This is a genomic window from Clostridium puniceum (assembly GCF_002006345.1).
Classification (GTDB): domain Bacteria; phylum Bacillota; class Clostridia; order Clostridiales; family Clostridiaceae; genus Clostridium; species Clostridium puniceum.
Window position 1 is genome coordinate 38166 of record NZ_LZZM01000105.1, and the last position, 23833, is coordinate 61998.

21 protein-coding genes are annotated in these 23833 nt (G+C 29.2%); all 21 read left to right on the forward strand.

The window, feature by feature from the left end:
* Positions 1 to 102 precede the first annotated feature (102 nt).
* Complete coding sequence (locus CLPUN_RS08320; protein WP_077846838.1) at positions 103 to 801, forward strand: L-2-amino-thiazoline-4-carboxylic acid hydrolase; 699 nt, start codon at positions 103 to 105, stop codon at positions 799 to 801.
* Between the two features lie 24 nt (positions 802 to 825).
* Positions 826 to 1635, forward strand: a complete 810-nt coding sequence (proC, locus tag CLPUN_RS08325; RefSeq protein ID WP_077846839.1) for a pyrroline-5-carboxylate reductase — start codon at positions 826 to 828, stop codon at positions 1633 to 1635.
* Between the two features lie 107 nt (positions 1636 to 1742).
* A complete protein-coding gene (locus tag CLPUN_RS08330) occupies positions 1743 to 2276 on the forward strand; it encodes a YczE/YyaS/YitT family protein (protein ID WP_242954080.1) in 534 nt (177 codons plus the stop codon).
* A 209-nt stretch (positions 2277 to 2485) separates the two neighbouring features.
* Positions 2486 to 3454, forward strand: coding sequence for an AraC family transcriptional regulator (locus CLPUN_RS08335; RefSeq protein ID WP_077846840.1), 969 nt, complete (start codon positions 2486 to 2488; stop codon positions 3452 to 3454).
* Positions 3455 to 3703: 249 nt separating this feature from the next.
* Positions 3704 to 4009, forward strand: a complete 306-nt coding sequence (locus CLPUN_RS08340) for a hypothetical protein (protein WP_077846841.1) — start codon at positions 3704 to 3706, stop codon at positions 4007 to 4009.
* Positions 4010 to 4299: 290 nt separating this feature from the next.
* A complete protein-coding gene (locus tag CLPUN_RS08345) occupies positions 4300 to 6015 on the forward strand; it encodes a methyl-accepting chemotaxis protein (protein WP_077846842.1) in 1716 nt (571 codons plus the stop codon).
* A 750-nt stretch (positions 6016 to 6765) separates the two neighbouring features.
* The gene (gene buk, locus CLPUN_RS08350) at positions 6766 to 7836 is read left to right on the forward strand and encodes a butyrate kinase (RefSeq protein ID WP_077846843.1); all 1071 of its coding nucleotides are present in this window, start codon (positions 6766 to 6768) and stop codon (positions 7834 to 7836) included.
* A 382-nt stretch (positions 7837 to 8218) separates the two neighbouring features.
* On the forward strand, positions 8219 to 8872 hold the full coding sequence (gene atoD, locus CLPUN_RS08355; protein ID WP_077846844.1) for an acetate CoA-transferase subunit alpha: 654 nt from the start codon (positions 8219 to 8221) through the stop codon (positions 8870 to 8872).
* A complete protein-coding gene (locus CLPUN_RS08360; protein WP_077846845.1) occupies positions 8872 to 9531 on the forward strand; it encodes a 3-oxoacid CoA-transferase subunit B in 660 nt (219 codons plus the stop codon). Before atoD ends, CLPUN_RS08360 begins: the two co-directional genes overlap by 1 nt.
* A 185-nt stretch (positions 9532 to 9716) precedes the next feature.
* Entirely contained in the window at positions 9717 to 10058 is a 342-nt protein-coding gene (locus CLPUN_RS08365) for a cupin domain-containing protein (RefSeq protein ID WP_077846846.1), read from the forward strand.
* 39 nt (positions 10059 to 10097) lie between these two features.
* The gene (locus CLPUN_RS08370) at positions 10098 to 10883 is read left to right on the forward strand and encodes an SDR family NAD(P)-dependent oxidoreductase (protein WP_077846847.1); all 786 of its coding nucleotides are present in this window, start codon (positions 10098 to 10100) and stop codon (positions 10881 to 10883) included.
* A 183-nt stretch (positions 10884 to 11066) separates the two neighbouring features.
* Positions 11067 to 12002 (forward strand): cyclase family protein, encoded by a 936-nt coding sequence (locus tag CLPUN_RS08375; protein WP_077846848.1) that lies wholly within the window; start codon positions 11067 to 11069, stop codon positions 12000 to 12002.
* A gap of 497 nt (positions 12003 to 12499) precedes the next feature.
* Positions 12500 to 14044, forward strand: coding sequence for a sigma-54 interaction domain-containing protein (locus CLPUN_RS08380; protein ID WP_077846849.1), 1545 nt, complete (start codon positions 12500 to 12502; stop codon positions 14042 to 14044).
* 42 nt (positions 14045 to 14086) lie between these two features.
* Positions 14087 to 14986, forward strand: a complete 900-nt coding sequence (locus tag CLPUN_RS08385) for a LysR substrate-binding domain-containing protein (RefSeq protein ID WP_077846850.1) — start codon at positions 14087 to 14089, stop codon at positions 14984 to 14986.
* Between the two features lie 673 nt (positions 14987 to 15659).
* Complete coding sequence (locus CLPUN_RS08390) at positions 15660 to 16481, forward strand: DAPG hydrolase family protein (protein ID WP_077846851.1); 822 nt, start codon at positions 15660 to 15662, stop codon at positions 16479 to 16481.
* A 254-nt stretch (positions 16482 to 16735) separates the two neighbouring features.
* On the forward strand, positions 16736 to 18736 hold the full coding sequence (locus CLPUN_RS08395) for an oxidoreductase (RefSeq protein ID WP_077846852.1): 2001 nt from the start codon (positions 16736 to 16738) through the stop codon (positions 18734 to 18736).
* Positions 18737 to 19154: 418 nt separating this feature from the next.
* Positions 19155 to 19913 carry a sulfite exporter TauE/SafE family protein gene (locus CLPUN_RS08400; protein ID WP_077846853.1) on the forward strand — a complete coding sequence of 253 codons (759 nt, stop codon included), beginning with the start codon at positions 19155 to 19157 and terminating at the stop codon, positions 19911 to 19913.
* A 335-nt stretch (positions 19914 to 20248) separates the two neighbouring features.
* Positions 20249 to 21742 carry a BglG family transcription antiterminator gene (locus CLPUN_RS08405; protein ID WP_077846854.1) on the forward strand — a complete coding sequence of 498 codons (1494 nt, stop codon included), beginning with the start codon at positions 20249 to 20251 and terminating at the stop codon, positions 21740 to 21742.
* Between the two features lie 207 nt (positions 21743 to 21949).
* Entirely contained in the window at positions 21950 to 22042 is a 93-nt protein-coding gene (locus CLPUN_RS26995; protein WP_143329003.1) for a hypothetical protein, read from the forward strand.
* 72 nt (positions 22043 to 22114) lie between these two features.
* Positions 22115 to 23131, forward strand: coding sequence for an oxidoreductase (locus tag CLPUN_RS08410; protein WP_077846855.1), 1017 nt, complete (start codon positions 22115 to 22117; stop codon positions 23129 to 23131).
* Between the two features lie 5 nt (positions 23132 to 23136).
* Positions 23137 to 23826: a ribose 5-phosphate isomerase A gene (gene rpiA / locus CLPUN_RS08415; RefSeq protein ID WP_077846856.1), complete on the forward strand. Its 690-nt coding sequence runs from the start codon at positions 23137 to 23139 to the stop codon at positions 23824 to 23826.
* Positions 23827 to 23833: the final 7 nt, after the last annotated feature.

A 23833-nucleotide genomic window follows, 5' to 3' on the forward strand; every position in this document is an offset into this window, starting at 1 on the left:
TAGATATAAGAAAGTAAAAAATATTAATGCCAATTTTATAATAAATATAAGCTGTAATATAAAATTATAGAATGAGTAAATAAATTATTAGAAGGATGTGGGATGAAAATGAAAGAATTAAATAATATCCATTGTACAATTGAACATCATGCAGTATTGTTTGCACTTTTTGCAAAATATACTATAGAGGGTATGGAAGAAAAAGGCAAGGAGATAATCTATACTAGTATTGAAAATTATGGACATGAACGTGGTAAAAGGATGGCGAAAAGAGCAATTGCTAATGGAGATGCTTTAAACTTTGTAAATAGCCAGGCTTATGGTGAATGGGTTCCAGAAAAAGGTCAAATGGAGTTTGGAATTGTTAGGATGGAACCAGAATATATTAGTAATGTTACAAAATGTGAATGGTGTGCATCATGGAAAAAACACAACCTTTTAGATTATGGAAAATATTACTGTATTAATATAGATTCAGCTGTTTTAAATGGCTTTAATGAAAAATTTCATATGAAAGCTACAAGTAACTTAAGTTTTGGAGCAGATCATTGTGAATTTCATTGGGAAAAGCCTATGAATGAAGAAGATAATATAAAACTTGCTAAAAAGAAGGTTGAATTAGGGACTAGCTGCACTAGAGATTTTAAGTTTCACACAGCCCATCTTTTATATTCAATGAGCGAAACCTTAAAGCAAGAGCTTGGAGAAGAAGCGGAGATAATTATTGATAAAGTATTAAAAAATTATGTAGAACTGTTTGGAGAAGCGTATTTATCTGTACTAAATGAACAGTATAAATAAAAATAAAAATAGGAGGAATTATATATGTTAAATAAAAAAATTACATTTATTGGTGGGGGAAATATGGCAGAGGGGATCATTAGTGGAATAGTATCTAATGAAATCTTTGATCCTAAAAATATTACAGTTTTTGATATATTAAATGAAAGAAGAACATATCTGAAAGATATATATGGAATTAAAGATGCAGAGGATATTTTGTCTGCTATGGAAGGTGCAGATATTGTTTTAATTGCAGTACTTCCTCAAAATATAGTGGAAGCTGTACAAGATATAAAAAATAACTTGCCAGAATCTACAATTATTATTTCTATATGTGCTGGAGTTAAAATAGAAAAGTTAGAAAATATATTTGGAAGTCAACACAAATTTGTTCGTGTTATGCCGAATACTATGATTGAGGTAAAACATGGTTATAGTGCAGTAAGTACAAATAAAAAAGTTGAAGATAGTGATAAAGAAACCGTTGAAATACTTTTAAGTGGATTAGGAAAAACAATGTTTATTGACGAAAATTTAATTAATGGCTTTACTGCATATAGTTGTGCAGGTCCTGCATATATTATGTATTTTATTGCAGCATTAGTGGATTCAGGAGTACAATCTGGACTTTCTCGTAAAGATTCAGTAGCAATTGCGTTAGAAAATTTAATTGCTTCTGCACTAATTCTTCAAAAAACAGGAAAACATCCATATGAAATAACTGATAGAATGACTTCACCAGCTGGAATTGGAATTAATGGATTGCATGTATTAAGTGAATCTGGTTTTCATGGGATTGTCATGTCTAGTGTAAAAAAGGCTTTGGAAAGAACAAATGAATTAGAAAAATAAAAAAGTAAGGTCTTAAGAAGAGTATTTATTTTTAAGACCTTACTTTTTTGTAGAAATATACTGTTAATTTTAATTTACGTTAAGTTGAAATTATTGCTCAAAATTAAATGGATAGAATGTTTTCTGAAAATTTCATGAATGATTATTATATAGATATAGAACTATATATAGTAATAGTGACAAGCTTCCTTGGACTTAAGGTAGGGCTGGGGACTATAGCTAATATGATAGTAATTGGCTGTTTCATGGATCTTATAATTTATATTAAAATTATCCCAGTTTGTAATAATTTATTTACAGGAATAATCATGCTTATAGGAAGTTTGTTTGCATCAGCTATAGGCAGTTATTTATATATAGGATGTGAAATGGGATGTGGTCCTAGAGATGGACTTATGATGGCACTGGTGAAGCGTACAGGAAAACCAATAAGCATAATAAGATTTTCTATAGAAATGGGAGCTTTGATTATTGGCTGGATATTAGACGGATTTGTTGGAATTGGAACATTAGTTACTGCATTTGGAATAGGTTATTGTATTCAAATGATTTATAAAGTATGTAAATCAGATGTAAAACTATTAAAACATAGAAATATCAAAGAAGGTCTTAAATTTATGAATGAGTGCATAACTAATTAAAAAGAAATGTAATAAATTCATCAAATTTTTTATAAGAAAAGGATGCAGTATATAAGGATAATGCTGCATTCTTTATTTATGGATGTTAGGTAGGAAAGTTCAGGATATTTAAATTATATAATTCTAATTAGAGTTAACTTTATTATATATAAGTTGTATAATGTAAATACTATTTTAAGTTTGTTAAGTTTAAATAGGAGGAGTAACTTATGATAAAAGAAATCCATAATAAATTAATAGCTTTAACAGAAGAAGAGTTACAGATATTAAGTGGAGAACATTCTATAGATAAGAGTATTTACACAGATGATGGGAAATTTATTATAGATAGCAATAAGTTATTGCCATCAGGGGAGCTTATTAATATTAGAAAACATACAAGATTTATTAATTTTCCAAGTCATAAGCATAATTACATTGAATTTAATTATGTATACCAAGGAAAGTTCATTCAAGTTATAGATAATAAGGAAATAATACTACAAAAGGGAGAATTAATTTTCTTAAATCAATATATAAATCATGAAATAAAAGCATCTGGTGAAGAGGATATAATCATAAATTTTATTATTAGACCAGAATTTTTTGATTATATAATAACACTTTTAGATAATGAAAATATCATAAGTAAGTTTTTATTAACTACATTATATACAGATTACGAAGAGGGTGAATATTTATATTTTAAAGTTTCAGAAAGAAAAGAGATTCAAGAGTTAGTAGAAAAAATAATAAGTGAATTATATACTTCTTCGATAATGAAAAAGGCGACAATAAAATTATTAGTAGGACTTTTATTAGTGGAATTAATAAAGGATTCACAGGATATAGAGATATATTCGGTGGATAATTATGAGAAGCTGATTATAATCCAAAGTCTTAAATATATTGAGGAATTTTATGATAAAGCAACTCTTTTAGAATTATCAAAAAAACTGAAACAGCCAGATTATAAATTGAGCAAATTAATAAAAAAACATACAAAAATGACTTTTAAAGAATTGTTGCAAGAAAGAAAATTAAGTAAGGCAATTGAGTTAATTAAATCAACTGATTATTCTATAGTTGAAATAATAGATATTGTGGGTTATGAAAATCCTACATATTTTTATAAGATATTTAAAGAAAAGTTTAAAATGACACCTAGAAAATATAAGCTAAACCTTCAAAAGCATTAAAACTTTATGTTACTGTTTTAAAAAAAGTAAAGTTGATTAGGAAGTTATGAATATTAAACTTTTACAAATGTAAAAAAATTAAATTAACTAAAAGATAATAGGGTAATTGATAAATTGTTATAAATTCACAAGCTTTATGTATAAAATAACTAGGAACTATTGTATAATAAATATATATAAAAGTATTAATTAAAAAACAATAAAGGTTTTGTAGGAAATACTTGGTGAGCAATATGGAGGTAAATTTTTATGATAGTAAAATGTATTGATAACAATCTTTGTACAACATTAACATTAAATAAAGAATATGCAGTAGTTGAGGAAGCACCAGAATACTATGTAATAATTGATGATAAAAGCAACGAGACAACTTGTAGAAAGACAAGATTTGTGATAATTGAAGATGGTGGAATAACTAAAAATGCAAAAGCTACTATTACAGAATTAAATTATCAATTAGAAAATGATTTTAAAGATATTAAAAACTTTTCAATTAGAAAAAATTCTAAAGGTGAAATAAAAGAAATATCTATAAAATTCAAATACAATTTATAATTTGATTTTAGTAGAATAAATAGAAGGATTTTACAGATGAAATCTGTAAACTTTATGAATACTTATATTAAAATTAATTAATAAGATTAGGTGCAAATATAAATTTTTATGCTTGTATCTAATCTATTTTTTTGGAAAATTAAAGTATACACATTAAAAGAGTTTTGTGATAATATGAAATACAATATAGTTGATAGAATTACTCTGTTACTTGAGAAATTCAAATTCGATTTTAAGGTGCTTGTTGAATTCTAAAAATAAAATATTTATGTATAGGAGGAATAGATAGGATGAATAATGTAAAGATTAAAACTAAAATCATGATATTTTCAATTACAATGATTTTCTTTATTATTTTTATAGGTGGAGCTGGATATTACTACAATTTAAAATCAAGTGAATCTGTTAAATCAATGTATAAGGAAAGACTTCTTCCAATTCAATGGTTAAATGATAACAGAAACCAAGCGAGAGGTATAGATGCTGATATATACTACATTATTTTAAATAATAAAAATGCTGAAGAGCAAAAGAACAGATTTAATGATATTCAAGAAAGACTGAAAAAATATGATGAAAATTGGGAGAATTACAAGCAGACTGATTTAGAAGAATTTGAGGCTCAAACAATAACAATTGTTGAGATAGAATTTAAAGCATATAGAGAGGGGATGAATAATGTTCTTAAATTAGCTATGGAAGGCAATTCACAAGATGCATTTGAAAAATATAAAGTTCTTAACTCAAAGATTGAAGAATTTCATAAAAATTTGAAAGCTTTAGCAGAATATAATACTGAACAAGCTCAAGAAATAGATAATCAAAATAATTTAGATTTTACTTGGTCAATAAGAGTATTTATAGGATTAGTCTTAATATCTGTAATAATATCAGTTATTCTAGCAGTAGTTATTACGAAGGTAATAGTTAAGCCGTTAAATAAAACTGTTAATTATATTAAAGTTTTATCTCAAAAGGATTTTACAGGTATTATGCCACAAAATTATTTAAAGCGAAAAGATGAAATAGGAGAACTTTCAAATTCACTTTTTTTAATGCAAAAAGATGTAGGTGATTTAATTAGGAATATAATGGAAGAAGCTCAAGATATGAGTGCGTCTAGTCAGGAACTTTCTGCGACAGTAGAAGAATTAACAACAACTGCAGAAAATATAAATGAAGCAATAAATAATATAACACATGATGTACAAGAAACAAGTGCATCTGCAGAAGAAATAAGTGCATCAGTTCAAGAAGTAGATTCAAGTGTTACTATATTATCAAATAAAGCAATGGAAGGCAGCAGTAATGCTAGTGAATCTAGGATGAGAGCTATAGAAATTCAAAAAAAAGGTAAATCATCTATAGAAGAAACAAGAAGAATATATGAAGAAAAGAAGAAAAAAGGTTTAAAGGCCCTTAAAGATGGAGAAGTGGTAAAAGAAATAGAAGTGATGGCTAATACAATTGCAGACATATCAGACCAAACAAATTTACTTTCACTTAATGCAGCCATAGAAGCAGCAAGAGCAGGAGAACAAGGAAAAGGTTTTGCGGTTGTAGCAGAAGAAGTGAGACATTTAGCAGAACAATCATCACAAGCTGTAACTAAAATACAAGATACAATAACAAAAGTTGAAGCTGCTTTTAAAAATTTGGCTGATAATAACCAAGAGGTGTTAAATTTCATAGTAGAAGATGTAGATCCTAAGTTCGAAGATATGAGAATTACAGGAGATCAATATTATAAGGATTCAGAGTTTGTAACTAATATGTCACAAGAAATAGCATCAATGTCAGAAGAGTTGACAGCTACAATTAATCAAGTAAGTGAAGCAATACAAACTACGGCTGATACTGCGCAAAAATCATCTGAAAATGCTGAGATGATAAAAGAAAGTATTGATGAAACAACAAGGGCTATAGGACAAGTTATGCAAACAGCACAACAACAAGCAGAGCTTGCAGAAAAGCTTAGTGATATGATAAATGAATTTAAAATATAGATTTAATTAATCTCAAACCTTAAAAAAATTTTCATAATTTATGAAAGGGAGTATAGTGAAATGATTAAACTTTAATCAGGAGTGATACTCCCTTTTATTGGGACAGCAGATAGTTTTGTTTTTACGTAAAACTATCTATTGTCCTTTTTTATTTAAATTACGAAATATTGTAATAATTAAATCCGTTATTAAGTTGTTTTAAGCAGCTCAGATTATTAATTAACAATTTGAGATGTTTATTTATGTTTTATACTAAAAAATAATGAGTAATTTCTCAAATGGACTACAACAAATAGATTATAAGGTTTCAATGTTTTTCAATAAGGATATTCTACATGAGACTAAAAGAGAGAAACATTATTAGTATATAAAATTTTTGATACATAAATGGATTTTTTAGATACATTTATGTATTAACTATGAATGAGGATAAAAGCTAGACCATTATTTTTAGTGAATTTATATTTTTATTATAAGGTTTTAATAATGTAGATACTAGCAATTCTAGCGATTATTAAAAGCAGAAAATAAGAGAATTAGATTAATATAAAGTTTTGTGGGACCTCAAGAGTTAGGAATATGAAAGTGGCATGTAAATTGCTGACTATAAATATATTAGAGAAGAGAATTTTTAGAATTATATAGTTTGAGAAAGGAGTATTATAAGAGCTAATAAAAATGCTAGATAGCTTTAATAAAATATAAAGCAAGTAAATATTTAAAATAAAAGTATAAGGGAGAAAATAAAACATGAGTTATAAATTATTAATAATAAATCCAGGTTCGACCTCGACGAAGATAGCTGTATATGAGAATGAAAAAGAGATATTTGGAGAAACTTTAAGACATTCTTCAGAGGAAATAGGTATGTTCAAACATATTTCTGATCAACAAAACTTTCGAACGCAAGTTATATTGAAGATATTAGAAGAGAATAAAATAGATATAAAAGGATTAGATGGGGTTGTAGCTAGAGGAGGTCTTTTAAAACCAATAGTCAGTGGGACATATAAGGTTAATAAGAAAATGTTAATGGATTTAAAAAAAGGTGTTCAAGGACAACATGCTTCTAATCTTGGAGCTATAATAGCTAATGAAATTGCCAATTCTGTTAATAAGCCATCATTTATAGTAGATCCAGTAGTAGTGGATGAAATGGAGGAAATAGCAAGATTATCAGGAATACCAGAACTTCCAAGAAAAAGTATTTTCCATGCATTAAATCAAAAGGCAGTAGCTAAGAGGTATGCTAAGGAAATTTCAAAAAATTATGAAGATATAAATGTTATAGTTGCTCATATGGGAGGCGGTGCTTCTATAGGAGCACACAAAAATGGAAAGATAATTGATGTTAATAATTGCCTAGATGGTGATGGTCCTTTTTCTCCGGAAAGAAGTGGAAGTGTTCCTATTGGTGATTTGGTAAAATTGTGTTTTAGTGGAAAATATACATCAGAAGAAGTTTTAAAGAAAATAACAGGAAAAGGCGGCTTTGTAGCTTATCTGAATACAAATGATGCAAGAGTTGCAGAAGCAGCTATGTTAGTAGGGGATCAAAAAGCAAAGTTAGTCCATGATGCAATGGGGTATCAAGTATCAAAAGATATAGGTGGAGCTGCAGCAGTACTTGATGGTCAAGTTGATGCAATAATTTTAACTGGAGGCATGGCATATGGAAAGCCAATGGTAAATTTAATAAAAGAAAAAGTATCTTTTATAGCTCCTGTAGTAGTTTATCCAGGTGAAGATGAAATGCTCGCATTGGCACAAGGTGCAATTAGAGTTCTAAAGGGAGAAGAAGCAGAAAAAGAATATATATAAATTAGTGAGATAATATAAGATTCTATTATAAATTATAAATGTGAAATAAAAGCTTGTTGTTGCAATACGCAAATGCATTATTGTAATGCATTTGCGTATTAAATAGAGAGGTGCTATGAAGAGGGATTTGTATCCTCTATTTTTTTGTAATTAATACAATTTTGTATTAGAAAAAATGGTTTTAATGATAACGTTTTTAATTGTTTGAGATAAAAAACAATTAAAGAATTAGAATAAAAAAAATAAAACATAAAAGAAACAAGGGATTTCAAAGATATTTAATATATAAAAGAAAAAGATATGTTATTTGAAAAAAAGTTGGCATGCTAATTGCTTAATATATTGTTGTTGAAAGATACAGAGTGAGAAGAAGGTGAATAATATGAATAAGATTAAAAGCATTGATGAGTTAATGGAGTATATAAAAGATGGTATGACTATTATGGTAGGCGGCTTTATGGGAGTAGGGACTCCAGAAATGCTTATTGATGCAATTGTTAAAAAAAATGTAAAAGACTTGACTATCATTGCCAATGATACTGGATTACCAGATAAAGGGGTAGGGAAGTTAGTTGTTAATAAACAAGTTAAAAAAGTAATAGCATCTCATATAGGGTTAAATCCAGAAACAGGAAAGCAAATGAATAGTGGTGAAATAACAGTGGAATTAGTACCTCAAGGTACCTTAGCAGAGCAGATTCGATGTGGAGGTGCAGGTATTGGTGGATTTCTAACTGAAACAGGTATAGGAACAGCTGTTGAAGATGGAAAACAAAAACTTAAAGTAAATCAGAAAGAGTTTATTCTAGAGCTTCCATTAAGAGCAGATATAGCATTAATAGGTGGTTCAATAGTAGACCGGCAAGGAAACATATTTTACAATGCTTCAACAAGAAATTTTAATCCACTGATTGCAACAGCAGCAGATTTAGTAGTTGTAGGTGCTGAAAAAATAGTAGAAGTTGGAGAAATTGATCCAAATCATGTTATGACACCTGGAATATTTGTGGATTACATTGTTGGAGGTGAAAATTAATGAATAGTAAAAGTGCTAAAGAGTTTATTGCAAAAAGAATAGCGAAAGAGCTTAAAGATGGAGATGTTGTAAACCTAGGTATTGGACTTCCAACAATGGTAGCTAATTATTTATCAGAAGGAACTAATGTAGTATTTCAATCAGAAAATGGATTTGTAGGATTAGGTAATGCTCCAGAGGATGGAAAAGAAGATAAAGATATAGTTAATGCGGGAGCTCAGTATGTAACAATTAAGGAAGGGGCAGCTTTCTTTGATAGTGCTACATCTTTTGGAATAATTCGTGGAGGACATGTTGATGTTACTGTTCTAGGAGCATTGGAGGTAGATGAAAAAGGAAACCTTGCAAATTATATGATACCTGGAAAGATGGTTCCGGGCATGGGTGGAGCAATGGATTTAGTAAGTGGTGCAAAAAAGGTAATAATTGCAATGCTTCATACTGCAAAGGGAGAATCTAAAATACTTAAAAAATGCAGATTACCTCTTACAGCAGTAGGTAAAGTAAGTCTTATAGTTACAGATATGGCGGTTATGGAGGTTACGAAAGAAGGGCTTTTATTAAGAGAAATTGCTCCAGATGTAACAGTTGAAGATGTGATAAATGCAACTGAAGCAGAATTAATAATACCCGATGACTTAATAGTCATAGCAGTATAAGGTAAAACTTAATTCTGGTTTAGCAATTCCCATAAGGATTCTAATTGAACGTATTATCTTAAGGGTTACAATATACTCTCATGAACCACAATGTCTACAAACTTGCACCTTTACTCCAACTTAAATGAGTTGGAAATTATGGCTGCTAGCTATGGGATAAATTATATTGAAGGGAGGTGAAAGAGATGAAAAAAGTTGAACTTAAAGATGTAGCTCCATATCTTGCACCAAAACATTTTGATATGAGATCAATGAAGTTACACGGAGAAGCAGAAACAGGTGCAAAACAATTTTGGATGGGAATGTCATATTTTTTACCAGGTGGAGGAGCTGAATATGCTTATGAAGATTCACCAACTGAAAAAATATATTTTGTCTTAGACGGAGAAATAACAGTAAAGTCAAAGGATGAGACATTCGTGCTTAAAAAGAATGATTCTATCTTTATAGGACCAAATGAAGGTAGAGAAATGATTAATGAAACAAATGAAGTGGCTACAGTTTTAGTGGTTATAAGCAATAATTAAAATCTTTCGTAACCCAAGTATTAGAAAGGTGGATAAAAAATGGACGCAAAATTTGTAAACCAATTATTTAATGTTAAAGGAAAAGTTGCAGTTATTACAGGTGCAACAGGTGCCTTGGGAAAAGCTGTAGCTTTTGGATATGGTTTTGCAGGCATGAAGGTTTTTATTACAGGAAGAAGTGATAAAAAATGTAAAGATGTTTGTGATGAATTAGAAGCACAAGGAATTGAATGTGGATATTCAATAGGAGATCCAGCAGTAGAAGCAGATGTAATAAAAGTTGTTAATGATGCAGTTGCTAAATTTGGTGAAATCAATGTATTAGTAACAGCAGCAGGATATAACAATCCACAGCCAATTATAGAACAAGACTTAACAGAATGGCAAAAAATTATGGATTCTGATGTTCAAGGTACATGGTTATTCTGTAAGTATGTAGGACAAAAGATGGTTGAACAAGGTAAAGGCGGAAAGGTTATTATGGTATCTTCTGCTCGTTCAAAAATGGGAATGGCTGGTTACACAGGGTACTGTACAGCTAAAGGTGGTATAGACCTAATGGCACAGTCTCTTGCTTGTGAATGGACAGCAAAATATAAAATCAATGTTAATACAATTAATCCAACAGTATTCCGTTCAGATTTAACTGAGTGGATGTTTGATCCAGAAAGTGCTGTTTATCAAAACTTTTTGAAGCGTCTTCCAGTTGGTCGTCTAGGTGAACCAGATGACTTTATAGGACCATGTATATTCTTAGCATCAAGTGCTAGTGATTTTATGACAGGTGCAAATGTTGCTGTTGAAGGTGGATATTGGGCTAATTAATTTATTAAGCTTCGTCTGTATATTTTAAATAATATTATGTAGACAAGACTTATTGAATTCTATGGCAATTACAATTAAACAAATAATATAAATAAAAAAGCAAACAATAATGTAACTTATTTTAAAAATACAAATTAGAAAATTATAGAAATTAATATATATAAATATTTGGAGGAATTTAAAATGGGAAAGAAAGTTTTTGTAGATTTAACACATCCATTCAGTGCGGATATTCCACGTTGGCCTTATTTTGCAAAGCCAGTAATTGATTCTATGCACACTTTAGCAAAAGGTGGTGTTCTTACACAAAGAATCGATTGTGTTCAACACACTGGTACACATTGTGATGCACCACGTCATGTTATGGAAATTGAATTCGATGGCAAGAGAGCGCGTTATACTCATGAAATGCCAGTTGATGCATATACAGGTGATGCAATTTGCCTTGAAATTAAAATTGAACGTTGGGGATTAATCACAGCAGAACATCTTGAAGATGCTTGTAAACGTGCAAATATCATACCAGAAGAATTAGAAGGAATGGTTGTTTGCTTAAATACAGGAATGCATCGTAAATTTGATGATACAAAAGAATACTATCATTATTCATGTGGTACAGGTGTTGAAGCAGGAAAATGGTTTGTAAAACACAAAGTTAAATGTGTAGCTATGGATATGCAGGCTCTAGATCATCCACTTCATACAGCTATGGGTAATAATGGTGGTACTCGTATGAACTTAATTGGTGCTTCGGGAAAACCAATCCCAGAAGAATATAAGGAGCAGTTTGGTGAAGAAGCATATGCTGAATTCGATAAAGACGAATACATCAGAATCCACGGTAAAGAAGCATATGATGCTAAATTTGGTGATTTAGAAGAAATCGGATGCTGGGGAACATGGGAACCTTGTCATAAACAAATGCTAGGACATGGTATTGTTGGAGTTGAAAACCTTGGTGGAAATTTAGACAAAGTATCAGGCAAGCGTTTCAGATTCTTCTGTTTCCCAATCAGATGGTACATGGGTGACGGTTCTATGGTTCGTTGCGTTGCTGAAATAGAGGAAAATGATTTGAATGATGTTCCAGAAAGAGTTTATAATTACGGTGGATTATAATCTTAGACGTACAAACATAGAGAGTATATTAATACACATAAACTCACATTAGAAGATAATTAATAAGGATATTCGTAGAGGGTATCCTTATTAATTAAAGTTTTAGTGAAATAGCGAAACTATTATAACTCAAAAATTATCAGTTGTTAACATTAAAATATAAATAAATAGGTTGTATAAAAAAGCACAGTTAATGTGTTTTTTATTTACACTAGACCAATACAATAGTGTATTGAGGTAATACAAAAATGTAATTATATATAACAATTTTAAAACGATTAGCTTTATGAAAAATACAATTAAAGAGATAAAGGACATATGGAAAATGAATATAATCTAAGGGTTGTAAAACTTAAGTTGATATATAAATAATATGGTTTATGTAGTTAAATGAATATGATTACATTTGAATTTTTAAAGTGAGTTTGATATATTTATATTACTACAATAATATTAGAAAAAGAAAACTAAATTATTCTTGAATGGAGTTGTTATTGATGAAGGATAATGTTTTTGAAATAGACAGTGTTATAAGAAATCAATTAGACATATTAGAAAATAAAACATTTATACAGGTTGATAACAATACTTTAGCTGTATTAAATGCATATAAGAAAACAATGCGAAGTCAAAATGATATAATAAAACAGCTTAAATTATATAAAGAAATACAATTGGGACCTTTTACAATAGGGGATGCTATATCCGATGGGATTTGTTTAGTTGATAACAAAGGTATCATAAAATCTATAAGTAAAGGTTATACAGAGATAACGGAAATTACTGAAGAAGAGATAATTGGAAGACATGTTGATACGCTTATAAAAGAAGGATATTTTAGTGAAGCTGTATCTTTATCTGTAATAAAGAAAAAAAAGAAGGTTTCATCATTATCTGTTATTATTAGAAATAACAAAAAAGTATTAATAACGGGAACCCCTTTTTTTAATGAAGCAGGAGAAGTTACCTATGTTTTAACGGTTATGAGAGATTTAACAGAGCTTATAAAACTAAAAGATGAATTAGAAGAAGCGGAAAATAAGAGTAAGAGATATTTGGATGAATTAAAATCTCTTAAGAATAAATATAGAAAAACTGAAGGTATAATAGGAGAAAATATAAAAATAAAGGAACTAAAGGAATTAATAAAATACGTTGCAAAGACAGAGGCTACTGTTTTGATTACAGGAGAAACTGGAAGTGGTAAAGAAGTATTTGCAAGGCAGATTCATCTTGAGGGCAATAGAAAAAATATGCCTTATATAAAAGTCAATTGTGCAGCAATACCTGATACTTTGATGGAATCTGAATTGTTTGGATATGAAAAGGGAGCGTTTACAGGGGCTCAGAACAAAGATAAATTAGGAATGTTTGAAATGGCTAATGGGGGGACTATATTGCTGGATGAAATAGGTGAGATGCCTATGAACCTGCAGTCAAAGCTATTAAGAGTTATTCAGGAAAAGGAACTTATGAGAGTTGGAGGTACAAAAACCATAAAACTTGATGTAAGAATAATTGCGTCTACAAATGAGAATTTAAATGAATCAATAAAAGCTGGTAAGTTTAGAGAAGATTTATTTTATCGTTTAAATGTTGTACCTATAAAAATTCCACCACTTAGGGAAAGAAAAGATGATATACCTATATTAGCAAATAATTTTCTAGAAAGACTTAATATAAAATATAACAAGGATAAGCGCTTTGAAGATATAGCACTAGCTACATTTCAATACCATGATTGGCCAGGAAATGTTAGGGAATTAGAAAATGCTATTGAAAGATTAGTTGTTATAAATGATAACAAATATATAAACTCAACAGAAATAGCGAATATGATAGGTATGGACAAAATTTCAATACCTGTTTTAGAAAGTGATATGCCATTAAAAAAAGCTGTTGAGATGTTAGAAAAAGAAATGATAGAAAATGCGTTAAAAAAGCACGGCAGTACTTATAAAGCAGCTAAAGTACTTGGAGTGACACAACCTACAGTATTTAGAAAAGCAAAAGCACTAGGGATTCCGCTCAGTAATGCATAATTGTATTAAATGATATGAATATATTACACAGGAGGAATTTTTGTGAATTATGAAAAAATTACCTTGCTTCAAATTGAATATTTTCTTGCAGCAGCAAAGTATCTAAATTTTACAGAAGCAGCAAAAAATTTATATGTTTCACAACCTTCTTTAAGTAGACAAATTGCAATACTGGAAAATGAAATAGGAGTTCAACTTTTTTTTAGAACAAGGAGAAATGTTAGACTTACACCAGCAGGCACAGTTTTACTTAAAGAACTTAATGGGATAATAGACTCTATAGAAAATGCTATAGAAAAAGCAAAACAGCCAGATTTAGGTGAAAATTCTACTATAACTATTGGTTGTTTAGAATCTATGAATACAAGTACTTTTTTGCCTTTGGTAATTAAAAAATTTAAAGAAAAATATACAAATTCTAATTTAATTCTTGAAAGCCATAGTTTTAAACAGCTTAGAGAAAAATTTATAAAAGGCAAATTAGATATAATATTTACACTTTCTTTTGAAATAGATGATTCTGTTGGAATAGTTTGGGATACTGTATATAAAGGAAATTCTTATATTGTAATGGATTTTTCTAATCCATTAGCTAAATCAAGTAATCTATCAATTAAAGATCTTAAAGACGAAAATTTTGTTATAATTTCCAGAGATGAATCACCTAAAGGTTTTGATTCAATTATAAATTTATGTAGAATAAATGGCTTTGAGCCTAAAATAGTAAAACAGCTTCCTAATGTAGAATCTGTATTACTTTGTGTTGAAGCCGGAGTGGGAATAGCATTGTTTGATTCTCAGGTAAGATATAACAGTAATAACATTAAAGTTTTTAAAGTAGAAAATGATTTTGTAAATGTTATTATGGCTTGGAAAAAGGATAATATGAATCCAAGCATACCACTATTTGTAAATAGTGTTTTAAGTGAAACAAAAATATAGAAAATCAGAATTATGGTGATGTTGAATTTGAAAATTATAAAAATCCCACCTTGTTAATTGTATAAGATATTAACAAAGGTGGGATTTTTATAATTGGTAATTCTACTTATATAGAAAATATAAAGATTGGTACAGTAGAATTATTTATTGAAGCAGATACTGTTATTTTTTCAATGGGAATGCAAGCAAATGCTGAAGAAGCTCAAAACTAAAGGAATCATGTAATGATAGAGAAGTGCATGTCATTGAAGATTGTGTAAAACCAGGAAAGGTTGGAGATTCGATCAGAGCGGGGGATATGGCTGCTATGTCTATAGCTTAGAAAGTTTATTGAGTGATGTTCCTTTTTTTGAAACATAAATCTCTAGATAATTGAAATATTATAACAATTATCTAGAGATTTTTAAATTTTATGCACATACAAATAAGCTTGAATTTTTTTATCGGAGAATATTATGTTTTGTACCTATGATTATCGATATTTATTACACATGTAGGAAATGATAAGTTTACTATAAAATAAAAGTTTTCATTTATAGCTTTTTTGCATAACAGTAATAACAAATAAGCATTTTAATATTATTTTAAACATTGTTAAAATATAGACAAATAATTAAATTTAAATTTAAGTGAAAAGGATTACTAAAAATATTTGTAGATTAAGGAGAAGAATATGGTAAGAGAATTAAGAACAGAATTAACACTAGAAGAAGAGAAAAAACCTTATGCAAAATATTTTCATAAGTCGATTGCGAGTTCTAATCAAGAGTTAATGGAAATCTTAAAGAAGGGTCCAATGGATGCAAGTAAAGTTCTTATGCCAGAAGATATAAAACATTTACTTGAGTCAGATTATGATGAAGTTGAAACAGGGTATTGCGTTCTTCCAAATGGAGCAGGGTATGTTGCAGTTAATAATAAATTTCCAGGTGTTACGTTAGAAATGATTAATTGGTGGTTTGCATGGCATGCTCTTGAAGATTTACGTTATATGTTATGGTTTAGAAAAGGTCATTATGGAATTTCAGTAAGTGATAAAGATAGAGAAAAAATACTTAACCCTGCTACACCTATGTTAGAAAAATTTCAAGGACGTACTCATTACGTAATAGAAGATACAGGGAATGGACCAGAAGATATACACATTTCATTTTTGACACCAGAACAATTAGGATTTAGTACTGATGAGTTAAATTCTAAAAAAGTTACTGTAGTATCAGGGAATGGAATATCAGAATCACGTTCTGGTGGTCCTAAATCACCAGCTATAATGTTGCATTATTTTAGAGAAGTACCTGGTGGCATAGAATCACGTTCAAGATTTTGGATGGGCTATCACATGATTGATGGAAAACCTTGTAAGTTGCTTCCAGATGGAATACAAATTCCAATTCAAGCTCCTATGGGATTAGCTTTCCATAATGTTGAAGAATATAGTAATTTAGCAGCTATATTACCAAGCCTATATAAGGAAATGAATGGAGAAATATTTTAATTATTTTTAAAATTACGTGTGATTAAATAAAGTGAAACTTTTTAGGTGGAGTTTTAACTCCAGCTGAATTTAGTTAAACTGATCCAAGAGCGTGTGGCTGTTATTTCCCACTTGAAGAAAAGCAGATATGTCTAATTTCAATTTGGCATAATCGCTTTCACAGAGTGTGGGGAGTGCTACGGATGCTAGCTATTCGGATAAATTATTCTTATGATAAATATAAAATTTGTGTGTGAAGAAAGAAGGAATTTTAAATGAGTAAGTACAAACATGTATTTTCGCCAATAGCAATAAAAGGAGTAGAATTTAAAAATAGAATTGAAGTTGCGCCAATGGTACCTTGTATGGCTACTCCAGAAGGATGGGTGACAAAAGAAGTTATTGAATTTTATAGACCCTTTGCAAAAGGTGGAGCAGCAATAGTTACAGTAGGAGATTCTGCCGTAAACTGGGAACATGCAATGGACCATGAAGGTCAAATTAATTTAGGTGACGATAATGTTAAAATGGGATTAGATGATTTAGCTGATGAAGTACAAAGATATGGAGCTTTAATTTCTATTGAATTAAATCATGGTGGACGTTTTGCTAATTCAATGAATTTAGCAGCTAAAGGATTAAAACCAGTAAGTTCAACTCCAAAGCCAGCAGAAATAGATGAATTCTTCTCAAAGCTTCAAGGGAAAACTCCAGGAGAAGTAGAAGAAATGAGCATTCCATTGATAAATAAAACTATTCAAGATTATACAGATGCTGCAGGAAGATGTAAAGATAGTGGCTTTAAAATGGTAATGATTCATGGAGCTCATGGTATGCTTCCATCACAATTTTTATCACAATATGTAAATAAACGTACTGATAGATATGGCGGAAGTTTTGAAAATAGAACACGTTTCTGTATTGAATTATTAGATGCTGTACGTAGAAGAGTTGGAGAAAACTTTATTATTGAATATAGAATTAGTGCAGATGAATTAGTTCAAGGTGGTATGAAGGTAGAGGAAGTTATTGAATTTGTTAAATTAATAAAGGATAAGATAGATATACTTCATGTTTCAGCAGGAATGCTTCCAAATCCACATACAATTCAATATATGATCCAACCACTCTATGTTCCTTATATGTTAAATATACATTTTGCTGAAGAAATTAAAAAGGCAGTTGGAAATGATTTATATGTAACTGCAGTTGGTTCAGTAATGACTTTAGAAAATGCAGAAGAAATATTATCAAGAGGGCTAGTTGATTTTGTAGCAATGGCAAGACCATTTGTAGCAGATCCAGAATTTATGAGAAAAACTGCTCTTGGAAAAGTTGAAGATGTTCGTCCATGTGTACGTTGTAATACTTGTTGCGGCCGTTCAGCGTTCTTTAAAAAGACTAGATGCTCAGTTAATCCTATAAATGGTCGTGAAACAGATTATCCAGGTAGTAAAGTTCCAAAAGCTGATACTAAGAAAAAAGTAGTTATAGTTGGAGGTGGGCCGGCTGGAATGCAAGCAGCACTTACTTCTATTGAAAGAGGTCATGAGGTTGTTCTTTTTGAAAAAGATGACAAGCTAGGCGGTACTTTAAATCATGCTACAGATCTTGAATTTAAAAAAGATTTAAGAAATTATTTAGACTGGATAGTAGCTCAAACCTTAAAGTGTGGAGCAACAATAAAGTTAAACACAGAAGCTGCAGAAGAAGCTATAAAAGCAGAAAATCCAGATGCATTAATAATAGCTGTTGGAGCAACACCACTTATTCCTAATATTCATGGCATTGACAAGAGTCATGTTCATTGGTCAGGCGATGTAGACTGTGGAAGAGTGCCAGTAGGACAAAAAGTAATAGTTATAGGTGGAGGGCTTACAGGAGCTGAATCTGCTGTTGATTTAGCTATGAAAGGTAAAGAGGTTACGCTTCTGGAAATGCAAGGGCCAGACGCTTTACTTAACGGATCCTCATTAATTAATAGATTCTCACTACAATCATTGATGATGAAACATGGTGTTAAAGTAATAACAAACACAAAATTAGAAGAAATAACTGATAAGGGAATTAAGACTATTAATTCTAAATTCCAATGGAAAGAATTTGAAGCGGATACAGTTGCATTAGCGCTAGGAATGAGACCAAGAAAAGATACTATTGCTGCACTTAGACATGCAATTCCTGAAACGGAAGTTTATGTGATTGGTGATGGTAAACAAATAGGCAATGTGTATACTGCAGTTCATGCAGGCTTTGATACAGCTGTTGAAATATAACTTGTGTTCTGTTATTCTGTAGATAAAGCTTAGAAAAATAGTTATGAGGGGACAGCAGCCCCTCATTTTAGTTCTTAAAATAAAACAAAAGGGTATTGACTTGATACGTTTTTGTATTGCTTAATAAGGTTAAAGTTATAATAAAAGTCATAGATTTGATGCAATATTGTATTAAAAATACTTTTTCAATAAAATGCTTAGTGCATTAAAATGAAAATAATTTAAGTTTAAATTATATTTGACGATAATTAAAATTAGTGAAACTCAAGCTTTTGGAAGGGACAGCTTATATAAAAGTAAAAGTGTTAGATTTAATTATGATTATGGCATGACAATTGCTTTAATTATGATTATGATTATGATTATGGAACATATGTATTATAATTAGGATAAGATTAAAATAGAAGAAGGGGTAAAAATGCAGATATTTCATATATTTAATTTAGGTCAGGAACAATGGTTCTGGATAATACTAGCAGCATTTTTTATAGGATTTTCAAAGACAGGAATAAGTTCTTTTATGATGCCTGCTATTCCTATTATTGCGGGTGTATTTGGAGGAAAGGATTCGACTGGTATAATACTGCCAATGCTTTTAGTAGGTGACGTATTTGCATTATATTACTATAATAGACATGCTGAATGGGGTAATATAAAGAAACTTTTGCCTTGGACCTTACTTGGATTAATATTAGGTGTTATAGTTGGGATTTATATTAATGATAAGCAATTTAAAGCTTTTATAGCTGTTTCAGTTTTAATATGTTTAATTGTTTTGATTTATACTGAAAAAAAGGGCGAAAATCTTAAAGTCCCTCAAAATGTTTTTTTATATGCATTAACAGGGATGTTATGTGGTTTTACATCTATGATAGGTAATGCTGCAGGTCCGATATTTAGTGTTTACTTATTAGCTAAAGGTTTTAAGAAAAATGATTTTATGGGAACAACAGCTTGGTTTTTCTTTATTATAAACTTAACTAAAGTGCCATTACAAATTTTCTTTTGGCATAATATATCTGTTAATGCCCTTGTTTTTACAGCTACAATGATACCTGCCGTAGCTGTTGGAGCAATATTAGGAGTCATTATAATTAAAAAGTTAAATGAAAGGTTATTTCATTTAATAATTTTAGGTGTAACAGCTATAGCTGCAATAAAGTTATTAATTCCTTAGATAAATTTTGACTTAGAATTAAGTATAACCAATATATAAATTACAGCTAATTTCGGTTAATTAAGTTATTTAATGGCTAAAATAAAAATGGTAAGGTATTCTATCTCTCATGATTCTTACACCCATAAAATAACTTATTAATAATAAATTCTAATAGTTTTTCTCATCAAAATTACTCTCAGGAAACTGAGGGTAATTTTATTTGTAAGCGTGACAAGCATATATAAAGAAAACATTTTATTTCAGGAGAATTTAGCTTTATTTTTACTAATTATATATAATATAATGATAAAAGTAGGGCTATTGATTTGTATATAAAGTAGGTGAACATGAATTTGAATCGAAGGCATAGAGATATTTTAAATATAATCTTAAATACAGATGCATGTATTACTGGAAATGAATTAGCTAGAATTTGTAACGTAACAATTCGAACGATAAGAAGTGATATTAAAGAAATTAATGATTTATTAAAGGAATATCATGTGGAAATAGAGTCTAGTATAAAAAAGGGTTACTTCCTTAATAAAGAAAATAAAGAAATTTTGAAGAGAAATAATGTTATAAGGAAAGTATTAGATTATAAGTATATAATAGAAACTCCAAGTTTGCCAATAGATAGGCAAATGTACATACTGTTAAAATTAATCACTAAAAAATATATTTCTGTAGAAGAATTGACAGAAACCTTGTATATATCAGCATCTACTGTAAATAATGATGTTGCTTTTATTAATAAATGGTTAAAAAAAGATTTAAAATTGGGAATAAGTTATTCTTTAAATGAAGGAATTACACTTAAAGCAAATGAAAAGGAAAAAAGAAATATTATTAGCTGGGTTTTAGCTATAAGAATGAATATAAGTAGTATTTCAAAATATTGGAATTATTTATTTGAAGAGAATGATGTTATTGCAGAAGCTAGGGAAATTTATCATATACTAAGTGCTGAAACTAAAAAATATAAGTATTATTTATCAGGACATAGCGCTCAACTTTTATGTTATGAAATATTAATTGCAGTTAAGCGCCAACAATTAGGATTTAATTTAAATGATTCCGATTATATAAATTTTGAACTTATGCCAATGATGAGTGAAATACGAGAAAAATTAGAAAAGAAATTAGAAGAAAATTTATCAGAAGCAGAATGGATCAATTTAGAGCAGTATTTTAAATCTAAGCAATTTCTTCAGAGAACAGATGTTAAAAATATTGAAACAGAAGAAGCTATTTACATAGTAGATGAGTTTTTGAGAACTTTACATGAAAAGTTCAAGATAGATTTAAATTCTAATCCAGATAATAAATATAAGTTGGTTTTATATGTTGCTCCAATGATAAATCGTCTAAAATATAACCATTGTATATCAAATAAGATAGATGAAAAAGTTATTCAAACCTATAAAACAGAATTTAAAATGGCTAGTGAAATTATACATATTATTAAGAGAAAACTGAATTTGGATATGGAACTTATTGATCTAGCTTATATAACTATTCATTTAGTAACCATGTGTGGAATGTGGAGATATAAACTAAATACTGTAATTGTTTGCGATTATGATGAGTCTATATTGAGTTTTATTAAGGATAAAGTTAAAAATTGTTTTGGAGAAAAAATAGAGATACGTAGGTCTTATGATTATCAAGAATTTATGTATGAAGATGAGGAAAAGCTTAAAAAAGTAGATTTTATAATCACAACTTCAACAATAGCGGATATTACCAATATTCCTTTTGTTAGAATAAATCCTGAAATCGATCAGAACGACATTGATATGATAACAGAATATCTTCATAGTTATAAAAGTAAATTAGTCCTATAGCCAGGAGTATAGATAAAGTTTATATTCTAGGCTATAGGATTAATTATATTATAAATTAATAAAATACTAATATAAAGTATTTCACCATTTGGGGTGAAATATTTTAGTTTGTGGAAATAATATTAGAGTGATTATAATAAAACTAAAGGTTGGTACTAACTTCATGATTATAGAGGTGTAAACAGGTATAAGCTTATAGCTATAGATATGGAAGGAACACTTTTTAGAGACGATAAAACAATTGCATTAAAAACTAAAGAATCATTAAAAGGAGCTAGCAGTTTAGGTATAAAAATCTAAAACCTTAGAGTTAGGAATTTGTAATGTATGGTTTAGCTAATTTAATTAGTATTATATTTTAAGGAGGTTATTATGCTTACAATTGGTTATATTGGAAATGGTAAAAGTGCTAACAGATATCATCTGCCATTTGTCTTACAAAGAAAAAAGATTAAGGTAAAAACAATCTATCAAAGAAATTCTAAAAATGAAAAATGGAGTAGAATTGAGGGAGTAAATTATACTTCTAATTTAGATGAGCTGTTAAATGATCAGGAAATACAATTAATTGTGGTTTGTACTATGCATAATAGTCATTATGATTATGCAAAAATGGTGTTAGAACATAATAAACATTGTTTAGTTGAAAAGCCATTTATGGAAACATCAAAAGAAGCAAAAGAAATATTTACTTTGGCGAAAGAAAAAGGATTAATCGTTCAAGCTTATCAAAATAGACGTTTTGACAGTGATTTCTTAACAGTTCAAAAAGTTATTGAGGAAGGAAATTTGGGTGAATTAATAGAAGTTGAAATGCATTTTGATTATTATAGACCAGAAATACCTGAATCTATTACTAGCTTTATTCCTTCATTATCATATTTATACGGCCATGGTTGTCATACTTTGGATCAAGTAATTAGTTATTTTGGTAAACCAGATAATATCCATTATGATGTAAGACAATTATTAGGATCAGGAAGAATGAATGATTACTTTGATTTGGATTTATATTATGGAAAGTTAAAGGTATCTGTAAAATCAAGTTACTTTAGACTAAAGGAAAGACCGAGCTTTGTTATATATGGTAAAAAAGGATGTTTTGTAAAGAAAACAAAAGATCGTCAAGAAGAGCATTTAAAATTATTTTATATGCCTGAAAACAAGGATTTTGGTATTGATACATTTAATCATTATGGTGTTATTACATATATGAATGATGAAGGGGAAATACACGAAGAAAAAGTAAAATCCGTCAACGGTGATTATGGAAGAGTATATGATGATTTATATGAAGCAATCATAAATGGTAAAAATAAAACAATTACTGATAATCAAACACTACTGCAAATGGAAATATTAGAAGCAGGAATAAAGGAGTTAAGGTAAATAACATGGATGAAGAGAATTTAAGAAAATTATGTGCTGAAAAAGCCATGGAGTATATAAAAAATGATACTGTAATAGGATTAGGTGCAGGAAGAAATATTGCTTGTTTAATCGAGTTGTTGAGTATAGAAGTGAAGAAAAATGATCTTAAAATTAGGATCGTAACACCATCTGATAATACAAAGAATATTTGTATTAAATATGGAATAGAAGTGCTTCCAACATATCTTGTAGAGGAAGTCGAGGTTGCTTTTGATGGGTGTGGTGAGGTAGATAAGAATTTTTATGCTTCCAAAGGTGGTGGAGGTGTATTTACAAAGGAAAAAATAATTGGCTCAATGTCAAAGACGTATATTTTACTAATAGATGAAGAAAAATTAAAAGAAGAATTAAGTTTAATTCATCCTATTTCATTAGAAGTAATTAAAGATTCATTAGGTTATGTAAGTAAAATGGTTAAAAACTTAGGAGGAAATCCTAGCGTTAGAACTAGTAATAATAAGGATGGATATTTAATAACTGATGATGGTAACTACTTGCTAGATGTAAATTTTGATACTATAGATGATTTTAAAAAGTTAAATGATAATCTAAATAATATTGTAGGAGTAGTTGGAACTTCTCTATTTACAAGAGAGGTCAACAAGCTAATAATATCAGGAGAAAATGGAATAAGAGTTATTTCAAAGAATTAGAAGTTTT

Excerpts from the sequence above, each read along its gene's own strand:
- CLPUN_RS08365 (WP_077846846.1), top strand. The coding sequence starts at position 9,717 with ATGAAAAAAGTTGAACTTAAAGATGTAGCTCCATATCTTGCACCAAAA.
- CLPUN_RS08360 (WP_077846845.1), top strand. The coding sequence starts at position 8,872 with ATGAATAGTAAAAGTGCTAAAGAGTTTATTGCAAAAAGAATAGCGAAA.
- proC (WP_077846839.1), top strand. The coding sequence starts at position 826 with ATGTTAAATAAAAAAATTACATTTATTGGTGGGGGAAATATGGCAGAG.
- CLPUN_RS08320 (WP_077846838.1), top strand. The coding sequence starts at position 103 with ATGAAAATGAAAGAATTAAATAATATCCATTGTACAATTGAACATCAT.
- CLPUN_RS08410 (WP_077846855.1), top strand. The coding sequence starts at position 22,115 with ATGCTTACAATTGGTTATATTGGAAATGGTAAAAGTGCTAACAGATAT.
- CLPUN_RS08375 (WP_077846848.1), top strand. The coding sequence starts at position 11,067 with ATGGGAAAGAAAGTTTTTGTAGATTTAACACATCCATTCAGTGCGGAT.
- rpiA (WP_077846856.1), top strand. The coding sequence starts at position 23,137 with ATGGATGAAGAGAATTTAAGAAAATTATGTGCTGAAAAAGCCATGGAG.
- CLPUN_RS08335 (WP_077846840.1), top strand. The coding sequence starts at position 2,486 with ATGATAAAAGAAATCCATAATAAATTAATAGCTTTAACAGAAGAAGAG.
- atoD (WP_077846844.1), top strand. The coding sequence starts at position 8,219 with ATGAATAAGATTAAAAGCATTGATGAGTTAATGGAGTATATAAAAGAT.
- CLPUN_RS08400 (WP_077846853.1), top strand. The coding sequence starts at position 19,155 with ATGCAGATATTTCATATATTTAATTTAGGTCAGGAACAATGGTTCTGG.
- CLPUN_RS08380 (WP_077846849.1), top strand. The coding sequence starts at position 12,500 with ATGAAGGATAATGTTTTTGAAATAGACAGTGTTATAAGAAATCAATTA.
- CLPUN_RS08340 (WP_077846841.1), top strand. The coding sequence starts at position 3,704 with ATGATAGTAAAATGTATTGATAACAATCTTTGTACAACATTAACATTA.
- CLPUN_RS08345 (WP_077846842.1), top strand. The coding sequence starts at position 4,300 with ATGAATAATGTAAAGATTAAAACTAAAATCATGATATTTTCAATTACA.
- CLPUN_RS26995 (WP_143329003.1), top strand. The coding sequence starts at position 21,950 with ATGGAAGGAACACTTTTTAGAGACGATAAAACAATTGCATTAAAAACT.
- CLPUN_RS08370 (WP_077846847.1), top strand. The coding sequence starts at position 10,098 with ATGGACGCAAAATTTGTAAACCAATTATTTAATGTTAAAGGAAAAGTT.
- buk (WP_077846843.1), top strand. The coding sequence starts at position 6,766 with ATGAGTTATAAATTATTAATAATAAATCCAGGTTCGACCTCGACGAAG.
- CLPUN_RS08330 (WP_242954080.1), top strand. The coding sequence starts at position 1,743 with ATGGATAGAATGTTTTCTGAAAATTTCATGAATGATTATTATATAGAT.
- CLPUN_RS08390 (WP_077846851.1), top strand. The coding sequence starts at position 15,660 with ATGGTAAGAGAATTAAGAACAGAATTAACACTAGAAGAAGAGAAAAAA.
- CLPUN_RS08395 (WP_077846852.1), top strand. The coding sequence starts at position 16,736 with ATGAGTAAGTACAAACATGTATTTTCGCCAATAGCAATAAAAGGAGTA.